The sequence below is a fragment of the Streptomyces sp. NPDC006372 genome (assembly GCF_040612515.1).
GTDB lineage: Bacteria > Actinomycetota > Actinomycetes > Streptomycetales > Streptomycetaceae > Streptomyces.
The window spans coordinates 221467-235633 of the sequence record NZ_JBEXQJ010000004.1 but is presented as its reverse complement, the minus strand read 5'-3'; the positions used below and the strand labels follow the sequence as shown (position 1 = coordinate 235633).

The window sequence follows — 14167 nt, the reverse complement described above, 5'->3', positions numbered from 1 at the left end:
GAAACAGAGTGCTGCCGGGGGCGGGTGACTCCCGGGGGTGTGCGGGCGGCGTCGTCTGCCGCCCGCCGGACGGGCCTACTTCAGGCCGATCTCCGAGCAGGCCGCCTTGTACTCGGCCGTGCAGATGTCCGACAGCTTGTAGATGTCGTCGGCGACGACCGTGTCCTCGATGTTCTCCTTGGTGAGGGCGACCACGGGCACGAGCTGGGCCGGGATGCCCTTGTGCGTGGGGCTGTCGACCTTGTCGCGGGTGAGGGCGGCGAACTGGATGTCGCGGCCCTGGACCTTGGCCACGGCCATCTCCGCCGCGTTCTCCGCCTCCTGCGGGTACGACTTGTAGACGCTCATGTACTGCTCACCGGTGATGATCCGCTGCACCGCGGGGAGCTCCGCGTCCTGCCCGGTGATCGGCGGCAGCTTGGTCACGCCCGCGGTCTCCAGGGCCTTGACGATGCCGCCGGCCATTCCGTCGTTGGCGGAGTAGACCGCGGCGATGTCGCCCTTGCCGATCTTCGCGATCGCCTCGGTCATGTTGGCCTCGGCGTTCTCCGGCTTCCAGTCCTTGGTGTCGAAGGACTGCGCGATCGTCACCTTGCCGTTCAGCTCGGACATCGCCCCGGCCTTGAACTGCTTGGCGTTGGGGTCCGTCGACGAGCCGTTCATCATGACGATCTTGTCGGAGAGGCTCACGTCCTCGCCGATGGCCTCCAGCAGCGTGCGCCCCTGGACCTCGCCGACGAGTTCGTTGTCGAAGGAGATGTAGGCGTCGATCGGGCCCTCGGCCAGCCGGTCGTAGGCGATGACCGGGATGCCCGCGTCCTTGGCCTTCTTCACCTCGCTCGCGATGGCCTGCGAGTCGACCGCGTCCAGCAGGATCACGTCGACCCGGTCGTCGATCATCTGCTGCATCTGGGTGGCCTGCCGGCCGGCCTTCGCCTCGGCGTTGGCGTACTCGACGCGGCCCTTGTTGTTGGTGAGGGACTCGACCTTCCGCTTGATGATCGGGTAGTCGAAGTTCTCGTACCGGGTGTTGGCCTTCTCCGGGAGGAGCAGCCCCACCGTGATGTCGTCGCCCTTCGCCGGGCTCGCGTCGTCGCTGCTCCCGGTCGCGTTGAGCACGCCGCAGCCGGCGAGCGTGACGGACATCGTGGCGGCGGCCACGGATATGGAGATACGACGACGCATGCGGGAGCTCACTTCGCGTGTGATTCGGACGTGGGCACAGCTTTGGGGCCCATGTGACTGAAAAGCCAACGCGCAGGCGCCCCCCAGCGTCAAGCGGAAGCACTTAACGAGATGACAACACCACGCTCCGCAGTGGTTGTGAAGACGGTGCGGAATCGTCTCCAAGTGCTCTGCACCGTTCAGTCATTGACAGGAGCCCCCGCGAAAACGGGTCAAGTCATGCGAAAGGGGCCGGGAGTTGCCTCCCGGCCCCTTTCACCCACGCATACGCGTCAGTTCACGCGCTGAAGCGTCAGTCCGACTGCTGCTGCCGCTTCGGCCGCCACACCACCAGCGCGCTGGTCTGCTGGACCTCCTGGTACGGCACCAGGTCCCGGCGGTACGACGCGTGCACCGCGGCCTCGCGCTGCCGCATGGCCGCGGCCGCGCCGTCGAGCGCGTCCTGCATCTCGGCCAGCCGGGCCTGGAGCGCGGCGACCTGGTTCTCCAGTTCGATGATGCGCTTGATGCCGGCCAGGTTGATGCCCTCGTCCTGCGACAACGCCTGCACCTGGCGGAGCAGTTCGATGTCACGGGCCGAGTAGCGGCGGCCCCGGCCGGCGGTGCGGTCCGGGGACACCAGGCCCAGACGGTCGTACTGGCGCAGGGTCTGCGGGTGCAGGCCGGACAGCTGGGCCGCCACCGAGATGACGTAGACCGGGGTCTCCTCGGTCAGTTCATACGGATTGCGTCGACGACCGTCCATCTGACTCATGCTCCCTTCGCGGCCTGGAACAGCTCCGCCCGCGGATCCTCACCCGCGGTCGCCTCGCGATACGCCTCGAGTGCGTCACGAGCCTTCCCCGTCAGGTCCGTCGGAACACTCACCTCGACGGTGACCAGAAGGTCGCCGCGGGTGCCGTCCTTGCGGACCGCGCCCTTGCCCCGGGCGCGCATGGTACGCCCGTTGGGCGTACCCGGGGGGAGCTTCAGCGTGACGGGCGGGCCGCCCAGCGTCGGTACCCGGACCTCCCCGCCGAGGGCCGCCTCGGTGAAGGTGACCGGGACGGTGACGGTGAGGTTGTCGTCCTTGCGGCCGAACACCGGGTGGGAGTCGACGTGCACGACGACATACAGATCGCCCGCCGGGCCGCCGCGCTCGCCCGGCGCGCCCTTGCCGCGCAGCCGGATCCGCTGGCTGTCGCTGACGCCCGCGGGGATGCGCACCTGCATGGTCCGCGAGGACTTGGCCCGGCCGCTGCCCTTGCAGACCTCGCAGGCGTTCTCCGCGATCAGGCCGCGGCCCTTGCAGTCGGGGCAGGGGTCGGTGAGGGAGAAACCGCCACCGCTGCCCCGGGCGACCTGCCCGGTGCCGACGCAGGTCGGGCACACCCGGGGCGTGCCGTTCTTGTCGCCGGTGCCCGAACAGGCCTTGCAGGGCGACTGCGAGGACATCCGCAGCGGGACGGTCGCGCCCTCGATCGCCTCCGTGAAACTCAGCGTGACCTCGGACTCGATGTCCTGGCCGCGCCGCGGCTGCGTGCGCGTCCCCGCGCCCGCGCCGCCACGGTTGAACAGGCCCCCGAAGACGTCACCGATGCCGCCGCCGAAGCCGCCGGCCCCCTGGCCGCCGCCCTGGGCGCCTCCGAAGAGGTCACCCAGGTCGAAGTTGAAGGAGCCGCCGCCCCCGCCCGGCCCCGGACGGAAGCCGCCGTTGCCGAAGAGGGCGCGTGCCTCGTCGTACTCCTTGCGCTTCTTGGGATCGCCGAGGATGTCGTTGGCCTCGGAGATCTCCTTGAAGCGCTCCTCCGCCTTGACGTTTCCCTTGTTGGCGTCCGGATGGTTCTCGCGGGCGAGCTTCCGGTACGCCTTCTTGATCTCGGCCTCGGTGGCGTCCTTGGGGACGCCGAGGACCTTGTAGTAGTCCTTCTCGATGAAGTCCTTGGTGCTCATCCTCGACGCCCCTCCTTCCCTTCGTCCGCTATGTCGTCAGCCCTCGTCCGGGCCACCGCTCTCCTTGTCGTCGGCGTCGGCGGACTCGTCCGCCTTGACCGTCTGTGCCCCCGGCTGGGGTTCGGCCACGGCCACCCGCGCGGGGCGGATGGTGCGCTCGCCGATCCGGTACCCGGGCTGCAGGATCGCGACGCACGTCGTCTCGGTGACGTCCGGTGCGTAGCTGTGCATCAGGGCTTCGTGGATCGTCGGGTCGAAGGGCTCGCCCTCCTTGCCGAACTGCTGCAGGCCCATCTTCGCCGCGGTGCTCTCCAGCGACTCGGCGACGGACTTGAAACCGCCCACCAGTTCGCCGTGTTCACGCGCGCGGCCGATGTCGTCGAGCACGGGCAGGAGCTCGGTCAGGAGGTTCGCGATGGCGATCTCCTTGACCGCGATCCGGTCACGCTCGACACGGCGGCGGTAGTTCTGGAACTCGGCCTGGAGGCGCTGGAGGTCCGCCGTGCGCTCACCGAGCGCCGTGCGGGCCTGGTCCAGCTGGGCCACCAGAGCCGCGTCCTGGCCCGTGTCCCCGGCCGGGGCCGCCCCCTCCTCCGCGGAGGGGGAGGCGGCCTTCGGCTCGGCGTCATCGGAGGTGGCGCCGGAAGGGACGTCGGGCTGCTGCTCGTCGAAGCCCGGGGTCTCCTCCGTCACGCGGCACCGTCCTTCCGGTCCTCGTCGACGATCTCGGCGTCGACGACGTCGTCGTCGGCCTTGGCGTCACCGGCACCCGCGTCACCGGCGGGGCCGCCGGCGGCCTGCGCGGCGCCCGCGTCGGCGTACATGGCCTGGCCGAGCTTCTGCGAGACGGCCGCGACCTTCTCCGTGGCGGTGCGGATCTCGGCCGTGTCCTCGCCCTTGAGCTTCTCCTTCAGCTCGCCGACGGCTTCCTCGACCTCGGTCTTGATCTCGCCCGGGACCTTGTCCTCGTTGTCCTTGAGGAACTTCTCGGTCTGGTAGACGAGCTGCTCGCCCTGGTTGCGGGACTCGGCGGCCTCGCGGCGCTTGTGGTCCTCCTCCGCGTACTGCTCGGCCTCCTGGCGCATGCGGTCGACCTCGTCCTTCGGCAGCGAGGAGCCGCCGGTGACGGTCATCTTCTGCTCCTTGCCCGTGCCCAGGTCCTTCGCGGTCACGTGCATGATGCCGTTGGCGTCGATGTCGAAGGAGACCTCGATCTGCGGGACGCCGCGGGGCGCCGGCGGCAGACCGGTCAGCTCGAACATCCCGAGCTTCTTGTTGTACGCCGCGATCTCGCGCTCGCCCTGGTAGACCTGGATCTGCACGGACGGCTGGTTGTCCTCGGCCGTGGTGAAGATCTCGGACCGCTTGGTCGGGATCGTGGTGTTGCGCTCGATGAGCTTGGTCATGATGCCGCCCTTGGTCTCGATACCGAGGGACAGCGGGGTGACGTCGAGGAGCAGGACGTCCTTGACCTCACCCTTGAGGACACCGGCCTGCAGGGCGGCGCCGATGGCGACGACCTCGTCCGGGTTGACGCCCTTGTTGGCGTCCTTGCCGCCGGTCAGCTCCTTGACGAGCTCGGCGACGGCGGGCATACGGGTGGAGCCGCCGACCAGGACGACGTGGTCGATCTCGCTGATGGAGATGCCGGCGTCCTTGATGACGTTGTGGAACGGCGTCTTGCAGCGCTCCAGGAGGTCCGCGGTCAGCTGCTGGAACTGGGCGCGGGTGAGCTTCTCGTCGAGGTGCAGGGGGCCCTCGGCGGAGGCGGTGATGTAGGGCAGGTTGATCGAGGTCTCGGTGGACGAGGACAGCTCGATCTTCGCCTTCTCGGCGGCCTCGCGCAGACGCTGCAGGGCCATCTTGTCCTTGCCCAGGTCCACGCCGTGGCCGGACTGGAACTGCTGGACCAGGTAGTCGACGATGCGCTGGTCCCAGTCGTCACCACCGAGGTGGTTGTCACCGTTGGTGGCCTTCACCTCGACGACACCGTCGCCGATCTCCAGCAGCGAGACGTCGAACGTACCGCCACCGAGGTCGAAGACCAGGATGGTCTGGTCGTCCTTGTCGAGGCCGTACGCCAGGGCGGCCGCGGTGGGCTCGTTGACGATGCGCAGCACGTTCAGACCGGCGATCTCGCCGGCCTCCTTCGTGGCCTGGCGCTCGGAGTCGTTGAAGTACGCCGGGACGGTGATGACCGCGTCGGTCACCTTCTCGCCCAGGTAGGACTCGGCGTCCCGCTTCAGCTTCTGGAGCACGAAGGCGCTGATCTGCTGCGGGTTGAAGGGCTTCCCGTCCAGCTCGATCTTCCAGTCGGTGCCCATGTGACGCTTCACGGAGCGGATGGTCCGGTCCACGTTCGTGACCGCCTGGCGCTTGGCCACCTCTCCGACGAGCACCTCACCGTTCTTGGCGAAGGCGACGACGGACGGCGTGGTCCTGGCGCCCTCGGCGTTGGTGATGACGGTGGGCTCGCCGCCCTCCAGAACGCTGACGACGGAGTTAGTCGTGCCCAGGTCGATGCCGACCGCACGTGCCATGGTTGATTCCTCCAGCTGACTTGAGTGGAACGGACTCAAGTGTGCACGACGGCCCCCGACCGGTCAACAGAGGTGAGTCGGGCAGGCTCAACTCTTATCCGTTCCTTACACGCAACGGGGCGCTGACCTGCGGCGATACAGAACGCCCGGGGCTCCGAGGACCGTACACACGAACGCGTGACAACGCGAGTACGACGGTGACCGCCACGCCCGCCACCCACCACAGGGCGTCCGTGCCGACCCAGCCGGCGTGCGCGAGTACCCCGACGAACACCCCGGAGAACGCCCCGGCCGCCAGCAGCAGAGTCGCCCCGGGCGCGGTCAGCCCGAGCCGCCGCAGCCGGTGCCCGAGATGGTCCGGCCCGCTCCGCAGCACGGCCCGCCCGGCCGACCGCCGCGCCACCAGGACCAGTACGGCGTCGGCACCCACCACGGCGGTGAGCGCGAACAGCACCCCCGCGCTCTCCCCGAGCCCCTGCCCGGCCCGGGCGTACACGGCTCCTGCGGCCAGCACGAACCCGGCGGACATCGACCCGCAGGACCCGAGCGCGGCGCGTGCGGGATGCCAGTTGTGGACGAGGAACCCGGTCAGTGCCGCGGCCAGCGCGCTCATCAGCACGGCGATCCCGTCCATCACCTCGATGGCGGCACAGGCCCCCGCCCCGAAGGCGGTCACCACTCCCACGGCCCCCGCGAGCCCGTCGGCGTGGTCGAGCCCCCGAAAACCGAGGGTCACACACACCACCCATCCGACGGCGAGCAGCCCGCTCCCGACCCCGGTCTCCCCGTAGGGCACGACGCACGCCGCGGCCACCGCCGTACCGAGGGCCAGCACCCGCCGCCGCAGCCGCCACACGTCGTCGACGAACCCGAGCAGGGCGACCACACCCCCGGCGACGAGCAGTTCCAGGACCTCGTCGTCCAGGGCCGGCGCGACCCCGATCCAGTGCCCCGCACCCACGACGGCCCCGGTGACGAGCACGACGGCCGGCCCTCCGGACAACGGCACCTCCCGCTGCCGTCGCCGGTCGAACAGACGCAGCCGGCGGGCGGGGGGCCGCAGGAGGGCCGCGAGCAGGGCGGTGAGAAGGAGGGCGGTTGCGGCGGCGGCGATCCCGTAGAGCACGGATATAAGTTAGGCGTCACTATGACAATTCGGTACGAATAACACGACCGGATCACGACCGGATCTGAGGCAACCCTCAGCGATTCAGATCACCCCCCACCCGGCTACAGTGCGACGGAAGATAGGGGTAGTCTCAGACGGACTGCATAAGTTACCGCTTAGTAATTTCGGGGAACCTTCAAGAACGACAGGTCACCCGACGAATCCCTCGCAGGCCCGAGGAGCCCCCATGCAACTCGCCGCGATCATCGTGTCGCTGGCCCTGACCGTGGTCGGCGTTGCCCTGCTCGCACGCGCGATCGGCCAGTTCGTCCGGTACTTCAAGCTGGGCCAGCCCGTGCCCGCCGGTACCCGGACCGACAACCCCTACCAGCGCAGCGTGACCCTGGTGAGGGAGTTCCTCGGCCACACGCGCATGAACCGGTGGGGCATCGTCGGTGTCGCGCACTGGTTCGTCGCGATCGGCTTTCTGACGCTGCCGCCGACCATCATCACCGCGTACGGCCAGCTCTTCCAGGCCGACTGGACGCTGCCGGTGCTCGGCGGCTTCCTCCCCTACGAGCTCTACATCGAGTTCATCGCCGCGATGACGACCCTCGGCATCGCCACGCTGATGGTCATCCGCCTGCTGAACCTGCCGTCCCGCCCGGGCCGCAAGTCCCGCTTCGCCGGCTCGAAGATGGGCCAGGCCTACTTCGTCGAGTACGTCATCCTCACCATCGGCCTGGCGATCTACGTGCTGCGGGGCCTGGAGGGTGCACTCCACCACGTGGAGGGCTACGAGGCCGCGTACTTCGCGTCGTACCCGCTGGTCCTGGCCTTCAAGGGCCTGAGCGTCACGGCGCTGCAGAACCTGGTCTACTTCTTCGCGATGATCAAGCTGGGCACGACCATGATCTGGATGATCACGGTCAGCCTGAACACCAACATGGGTGTGGCCTGGCACCGCTTCCTCGCCTTCCCGAACATCTGGTTCAAGCGCGAGGCGACCGGCGGCACGGCCCTCGGCGGCCTCCAGCCGATGACGTCCGGCGGCGAGCCGATCGACTTCACCGACCCGGGCGAGGACGACGTCTTCGGCGTCTCCCAGGTCGAGCAGTTCTCCTGGAAGGGCCTGCTGGACTTCTCCACCTGCACCGAGTGCGGCCGCTGCCAGTCGCAGTGCCCCGCCTGGAACACGGGCAAGCCCCTCTCCCCCAAGCTGCTGATCATGTCCCTGCGGGACCACGCGCACGCCAAGGCGCCGTACCTGCTGGCCGGCGGCGGCAAGACGATAGAGGGCGAGGAGAAGGCGTCCGAGGAGCAGCTCAAGGACGTCCCCGCGGCCGCCCTCGCCGAGGCCGAGCGCCCCCTGGTCGGCACGCTGGAGGAGAACGGCGTCATCGACCCGGACGTCCTGTGGTCCTGCACCACCTGCGGTGCCTGCGTCGAGCAGTGCCCGGTGGACATCGAGCACGTCGACCACATCGTCGACATGCGCCGCTACCAGGTCATGATCGAGTCCGCGTTCCCGTCCGAGGCGGGCACGATGCTCAAGAACCTGGAGAAGAAGGGCAACCCCTGGGGCCTGGCGAAGAAGCAGCGCCTGGAGTGGCTCAAGGAGGTCGACTTCGAGGTCCCGGTCGTGGGCAAGGACATCGAGGACCTCACCGAGGTCGAGTACCTGTACTGGGTGGGCTGCGCCGGCGCCCTGGAGGACCGCGCCAAGAAGACCACCAAGGCCTTCGCCGAACTGCTGCACATCGCGGGCGTCAAGTTCGCCATCATGGGCGGCGACGAGAAGTGCACCGGTGACTCCGCCCGCCGCCTGGGCAACGAGCCCCTCTTCCAGGAGCTCGGCATGGAGAACGTCATGGCGCTGAACATGGCGTTCGGCGAGGAGACGGACGACGAGGGCAAGGTCGTCCCCGAGACGGCGAAGCCCAAGTCGGCCAAGAAGATCGTCGCGACCTGCCCGCACTGCCTCAACACGCTCGGCAACGAGTACCCGCAGCTCGGCGGCGACTACGAGGTCATCCACCACACGCAACTGCTCCAGCACCTGGTGGACGAGGGCAAGCTGATCCCGGTCACCCCGGTCGAGGGCATCATCACGTACCACGACCCCTGCTACCTGGGCCGCCACAACAAGATCTACACGCCGCCGCGCGAGATCATCGCCGCCGTCCCCGGTGTCCGCAACGAGGAGATGCACCGCCACAAGGAGCGCGGCTTCTGCTGCGGCGCCGGTGGTGCGCGGATGTGGATGGAGGAGCGGATCGGCAAGCGCATCAACAACGAGCGGGTGGACGAGGCGCTGTCGGTCAACCCCGACATCGTGTCGACGGCGTGCCCGTTCTGCCTCGTGATGCTCACGGACTCCGTCAACGGCAAGAAGAACGACGGCAAGGCCAAGGAGTCCATCCAGGTGGTGGACGTGGCCCAGCTGCTGCTGGACTCGGTGAAGACGCCGGTCCCGGCGGAGGACGAGGACGACGACGGTGAGCCGCCGGCGGGCAGCTCCGACTCCGAGAACGCGCCGGAGCCTGAGCCCGTGAAGTAGTGCTCCTGCTTTCTGCGTACGTCCCCTGCTGTGGAGGAACAGCAGGGGACGTCGTCGTTCCTACGGCCTAAGCACCCGGACCATCGCTGCCATGCGGCTCCACAGGTCCGCCGCGACACTGTCCCCTGCACTCGGCGACGCGAAGGGTGTTACGCAGGGCTTCGGTCAGGCGCTCGGCGAGGAAGCGCAGTTCCCACTCGGTGGCCTTCTCGAGCATCTCGTCCGCGTGAGCGAGGAGTTGCGTGCCCATGTCGAGCTGGGTCGCCTCGGCCACTTCCGCCGAGCGGGACACACGTCCCCCACGGTCGTCGGTGATCAGGTAGCTCGACTTGCCCTCAGGGGTGGACCAGGGCAGGAGACGCACCCCGCGCGATGACTGCGCCGCCTGCGGCTTCGGCACTTCGCCTTCCGCCCCCATCAAGCGACCTCCTGCCCGTGCCTCCGGTAACACCCCGACAGGTCCCGCCCCAGCGCCGCCATAGCCGGCTTGCGGTGCCGTTGGCGTTGCTCATGAGCGACGAGGTAGGGCCGCACGGCGACGGTTGCAGTGCCTTCGAGGACGGTGTCGAGCCCGTACGGGCTGCGGTGTGCGGGGAGCGGGGTCCACTCCGGGGAAGTGCGTTCGGACGAGCGCCGTGGTGGGCGAGCGAGGCGGCAGCGCCTGCTGCGAGGGGCGGCCAAGAGGCCCATCCACATGAGGAAGCGAAGGATAAGGTCGGTCACGTCATCAGCTCCGTACTGCTTCGGCTGCTGGCCATGCCCCCGGACGGCTCCACCCCTCGCGGGGGCCTCTGTTTCCCGCACATGATTGCGGTCTACCGCAGTCTACTGCGGTCGCGCGGTCTACCGCAGAGTTTTAGCGTCCACTGCATGAGTCCCGAGCTTGACCGAACCCGACCTGTCTGGCGGCAGGTAGCGGCAGTCATCGCCGCCCGCATCGATGACGGGTCGTACCCGGTGGGCAGTCGGGTGCCGTCCGTTGTCGAGCTGTCCACCGAGTTCGGCATCGCCGCCTCGACTGCGCAGAAGGCACTGACTCACCTCAAGACGGAGGGGCTCATCAGGGCAGAGGTCGGCCTGGGCTCGTTCGTCGAGGAGCGGCCCGAGAGGCCCTCGGGCGGGGACGCGTAGGTTTTGGCCGTAGGGCAGCCCTGTTCAATGGGCTGAACAGGGCTGCCCGACTGCCCGACTCAGTCGTACTGGGGGACATCGTGAGCGCCAGCCGGTGGATCAGCACGTCGATGCCGTATCTGACGCCACGCGAGCAGGGGCAGGGCGACGCATGGAGCGCTGACGCGGCGTCCCAGGGCCGACGAGGATCCCAACGCATCGTGCAGGCCGGGGAGGTGCCCGCGCCGACCGAGGTGGCTCGGTTGTTCGGCGTTCCGGAGGGAGAGCCGGTCATCGTAAGGCGCCGCCTGATTCTTCTCGACGACGAGCCGAACGAACTGACCGACACCTACTACCCCGTCGACATCGCCCGGGGCACCGCGCTCGCCGGTACGGCCAAGATCCGCGGTGGGGCCGTGACCCTGCTCGCCGAGCTGGGACATGTCGGGGTGCTGGTCAGGGAGGACGTGACGGCCGGCCTGCCGGAGGAAGAGGAACGAGAGGCTCTGCGGCTCGCCCCGGCGGAGCCGGTCCTGCGGCTCACCAGGCTCACTTTCGACCGCGACGACCGGCCGATCCAGGTCGACCACATGGTGATGCCGGCGCTGCGGCAGCAGCTGCGCTACGAGATCAGGCTCGGGTGACCGTACCGGAGTGACACAGACGGTGCTGCTGTCGCTGCTCGTCGCGGCGTTCGTCGTGGTGATCGCTCTGGTACGTCAGCGGGTCGGGCCCCCGGCTGTCGGCCCTGGTACGCCCGACGACCGGCAGAGCGAGACTGCGGCACGGCGCTAGCACCCGGGCTCCGCTCTTCGGCTGCCTGGCAGCCAAGCTGCAATTCAATGGAACTGGTACCGCGTGGAATTGATACCCTCTTCAGCATTCAGCGCCGGTTCCGGCCATCTCGATGGTCGGCGCCAAGTCCCGGTCCCAATTGACACAGTGCCCGGTCCGTACGGGTGCGGTTTTCCGCAGGGTGAGCAGTGCGGAAAACCGCACCGGACCGGACGGCAATCCGCATACCGCCTGTGAGCTGCAGTTTCTAGCTTGGAGGACAGTCGGGGTGCCCGCCCCGGCCGACCCGCCAGCTGGGAGACTCAGATGTACTTCACGTCGTTGGCTCTGCCACACGAACCCGCCGATGGCATTGCGGGCTGGGCCGCGGACCTCGTCGACACCATGGGTGGTCCTGGAGCCGGCCTGGCCATCGCGCTGGAGAACCTCTTCCCGCCGCTGCCGAGCGAGGTGATCCTTCCGCTGACCGGGTTCGCTGCCGGGCAGGGAGTGCTCACCCTGGCCTCAGCGCTGTTCTGGACCACGCTCGGCTCTGTCGCGGGAGCCGTGGTCCTCTACTGGATCGGCATGCTCTTCGGGCCTGAACGCATGCACGCGATCTGGGCGAAGCTGCCGCTGGTGAAGGCTTCCGACCTGGAGCGCACGGAGCAGTGGTTCGCGAAACACGGCACCAAGGCGGTCTTCCTCGGCCGCATGGTGCCGATTTTCCGCAGCCTTGTCTCCGTCCCGGCCGGGGTGGAGCGCATGCCCCTGCCCGTGTTCGTCATGCTGACCACGCTCGGCAGCCTGATCTGGAACTCAACCCTGGTGATGGCCGGTTACTGGCTGGGCGACCAATGGGAGGTCGTGGAGAACTACGTCGGGATCTTCTCCAAGGTGGTGCTGGTCCTGGTGGTCGTCGCCGTCGCGGCATACGTCGTCGTTCGGCTGCGCGGCAGCAACCGGGCCCAGCACCGCCGCACTTCATGACCCCCGGCAGCCACCCTCGCACAGGGGCCCGGTCCCGCGCACAGCCTGAGCGATCTTGCTCCAGCCATGCGGCCTCGCTAGGCTCAGCCCTCGTGCAGGGGGACTCGGGTACCACAGCCCATCACCTGCCGGGCGCATCGGGCCAGGACGACTCCGGCGGGGGCGATGCCGCAGTGATCCTGTCGGTCTCCTGGCCGCGTCAGAGCGTCGGTACGTTTCTCGGTTGTGTCACGGCCCTGCTCGGCTTCCTCTACTTCCTCGTGGTCGGCACCGCTCTCGGCCCCTTCCTGCTGTGGCCGCTTACCCGGACAAGCGCCCTCAGCATCGTCATGACCGGAGCCCGTAGGCTGACGACCCTGGAACGGATGCGCCGGGCCGCCTTCTTCGGCGACGGCTTTCCCGAGCATTACAAGGCATCCGACCAGAGGATCCTTCGCTATCTGGCGGTCCGTAGCTACTCAGGGCTGCTGTGCGGCGTCGTGCTCGGACTGCTGGGTGTCGGGATCGTCCTGGCCGGGCTGCTCGTGAGGGGGATGGTCCGGGGAAGCCTCCGCTGGGACGAGTTACTGATGCAGGTGCTCCTCGGCGGTGTGCTGCTCTTCCTCGACGTCCAGGGGCTCCGCTCACTTGCCGCCCTGGACGCGCGCATCGCCCGCGGGTGTTTCGGCCCCTCCGAACGGGAACTGCTGGAACGGCGCGTCCGTGCACTGGCCACCAGCCGGGCAGCGGTCGTGCAGGCGGTGGATGCCGAGCGCCGGCGCATCGAGCGGGACCTCCATGACGGAATCCAGCAGCGGCTGGTGGCGCTGGGCATGCTGCTCGGCCGGGCACGCAGGGGACGCAGTCCTGAGCAGGCAGACGCCCTGCTGCGGCAGGCGCACGAGGAATCCCGGGACATCCTGGCGGAACTGCGCGAAGTGACCTGGCGAATCTATCCCTCGGCGTTGGACAGTCTGGGGCTCGAGGAAGCGCTGGGTGGAGTGTCCGAGCGGTGCAGCATCCCCGTCCGTACGGATATCGACGTCGGTGGGCCACTCCCGCAACCGGTGGAAACCGCAGCGTACTTCGTGGTGTCGGAATCCGTGACCAACGCGGCCAAGCACTCAGGTGCGACGGCCGTCTCCGTCCGGGTGGTGCTCCGCGGCAGAGTGCTCACGGTGCAGGTCCGGGACAACGGAAAGGGCGGCGCGAATCCTGCGGGCAGCGGGCTGAGCGGACTGCGCAGCAGGACAGCCGCGCTCGATGGCGTCCTGAGCGTCGAGAGCCCTGAAGGGGGGCCCACCACCATTACCGCGGAGCTGCCATGCACCTGATGATCGCCGAGGACTCGACCCTGCTGCGCGAGGGGCTGGTCCGGCTCCTCGTCGAGGAGAGACACGAGGTCCTGGGCGCGTTCGGCGACGCCGATGCCCTGCTGGACGAGATGGCCCTGCGGCAACCCGACGTCGTCGTCCTCGACGTCCGGATGCCTCCGACGCACACCGACGAGGGGCTGCGCGCAGCGCTGGAGATCCGCGAGCGGTGGCCGGATGTCGGCGTGCTGGTGCTGTCTCAGCACATCGAGCGCAACTACGCAGTGCAACTGCTGGCTTCCAAAGCGGAACGGGTGGGATACCTCCTCAAGGACCGTGTTGCTCAGGTGGAGGAGTTCCTGGACGCGCTGGAACGCGTCCAGGCGGGGGGCGCTGTCATCGACCCCGAGGTGGTGCGGCAGCTGGTCATCCGCACGACGCACGGAGATCCGCTGACCCGTCTCACCCCCCGCGAACGCAGTGTTCTTGAGACCCTGGCCCAAGGGCACACCAACACGGCGATCGCGCACAAGCTGCATATCTCGCTGAGCTCGGTGGAGAAGAACCTCAACGCGATTTTCGACAAGCTGGAGTTGTCCCACACGACCGGTTACAGCCGGCGGATCCTGGCGGTCCTGAGGTATCTGAAATCGTAGGACTGCCGGTAACAGCTCAC

14 protein-coding genes are annotated in these 14167 nt (G+C 68.5%); 7 read left to right on the top strand and 7 right to left on the bottom strand.

What is annotated here, in order from left to right; genetic code table 11:
• Positions 1-75: 75 nt before the first annotated feature.
• From ABZ016_RS10580 to ABZ016_RS10555, 6 genes are all read right to left on the bottom strand, one after another.
• Entirely contained in the window at positions 76-1197 is a 1122-nt protein-coding gene (locus ABZ016_RS10580) for a substrate-binding domain-containing protein (RefSeq protein WP_356916172.1), read from the bottom strand.
• A gap of 280 nt (positions 1198-1477) precedes the next feature.
• The gene (locus ABZ016_RS10575) at positions 1478-1930 is read right to left on the bottom strand and encodes a helix-turn-helix domain-containing protein (RefSeq protein ID WP_356916171.1); all 453 of its coding nucleotides are present in this window, start codon (positions 1928-1930) and stop codon (positions 1478-1480) included.
• 5 nt (positions 1931-1935) lie between these two features.
• Entirely contained in the window at positions 1936-3117 is a 1182-nt protein-coding gene (gene dnaJ, locus ABZ016_RS10570; RefSeq protein WP_356916170.1) for a molecular chaperone DnaJ, read from the bottom strand.
• A gap of 36 nt (positions 3118-3153) precedes the next feature.
• Positions 3154-3810, bottom strand: a complete 657-nt coding sequence (grpE, locus tag ABZ016_RS10565; RefSeq protein ID WP_356916169.1) for a nucleotide exchange factor GrpE — start codon at positions 3808-3810, stop codon at positions 3154-3156.
• Complete coding sequence (gene dnaK, locus ABZ016_RS10560; RefSeq protein WP_356916168.1) at positions 3807-5657, bottom strand: molecular chaperone DnaK; 1851 nt, start codon at positions 5655-5657, stop codon at positions 3807-3809. The genes grpE and dnaK overlap by 4 nt, the downstream gene beginning before the upstream one ends.
• A gap of 94 nt (positions 5658-5751) precedes the next feature.
• Positions 5752-6783: an MraY family glycosyltransferase gene (locus ABZ016_RS10555; protein ID WP_356916167.1), complete on the bottom strand. Its 1032-nt coding sequence runs from the start codon at positions 6781-6783 to the stop codon at positions 5752-5754.
• A gap of 229 nt (positions 6784-7012) precedes the next feature.
• On the opposite strand from ABZ016_RS10555, the gene ABZ016_RS10550 reads away from it, so the two are divergent.
• Positions 7013-9325, top strand: a complete 2313-nt coding sequence (locus ABZ016_RS10550) for a (Fe-S)-binding protein (RefSeq protein ID WP_356916166.1) — start codon at positions 7013-7015, stop codon at positions 9323-9325.
• A 67-nt stretch (positions 9326-9392) separates the two neighbouring features.
• On the opposite strand, the gene ABZ016_RS10545 is transcribed toward ABZ016_RS10550, so the two are convergent.
• Positions 9393-9743, bottom strand: coding sequence for a hypothetical protein (locus ABZ016_RS10545; RefSeq protein ID WP_356916165.1), 351 nt, complete (start codon positions 9741-9743; stop codon positions 9393-9395).
• Between the two features lie 452 nt (positions 9744-10195).
• On the opposite strand from ABZ016_RS10545, the gene ABZ016_RS10540 reads away from it, so the two are divergent.
• The 6 genes from ABZ016_RS10540 (at position 10196) to ABZ016_RS10515 (ending at position 14147) form a co-directional block, all read left to right on the top strand.
• Positions 10196-10456, top strand: coding sequence for a winged helix-turn-helix domain-containing protein (locus tag ABZ016_RS10540; protein WP_356916164.1), 261 nt, complete (start codon positions 10196-10198; stop codon positions 10454-10456).
• Positions 10457-10536: 80 nt separating this feature from the next.
• Positions 10537-11079, top strand: a complete 543-nt coding sequence (locus tag ABZ016_RS10535; protein ID WP_356916163.1) for a UTRA domain-containing protein — start codon at positions 10537-10539, stop codon at positions 11077-11079.
• A 10-nt stretch (positions 11080-11089) separates the two neighbouring features.
• Complete coding sequence (locus ABZ016_RS10530; protein ID WP_356916162.1) at positions 11090-11230, top strand: hypothetical protein; 141 nt, start codon at positions 11090-11092, stop codon at positions 11228-11230.
• 306 nt (positions 11231-11536) lie between these two features.
• Positions 11537-12199, top strand: coding sequence for a DedA family protein (locus tag ABZ016_RS10525; protein WP_356916161.1), 663 nt, complete (start codon positions 11537-11539; stop codon positions 12197-12199).
• 92 nt (positions 12200-12291) lie between these two features.
• Positions 12292-13512: a sensor histidine kinase gene (locus tag ABZ016_RS10520; protein ID WP_356916160.1), complete on the top strand. Its 1221-nt coding sequence runs from the start codon at positions 12292-12294 to the stop codon at positions 13510-13512.
• Entirely contained in the window at positions 13503-14147 is a 645-nt protein-coding gene (locus ABZ016_RS10515) for a response regulator transcription factor (RefSeq protein WP_356916159.1), read from the top strand. The genes ABZ016_RS10520 and ABZ016_RS10515 overlap by 10 nt, the downstream gene beginning before the upstream one ends.
• Positions 14148-14167: the final 20 nt, after the last annotated feature.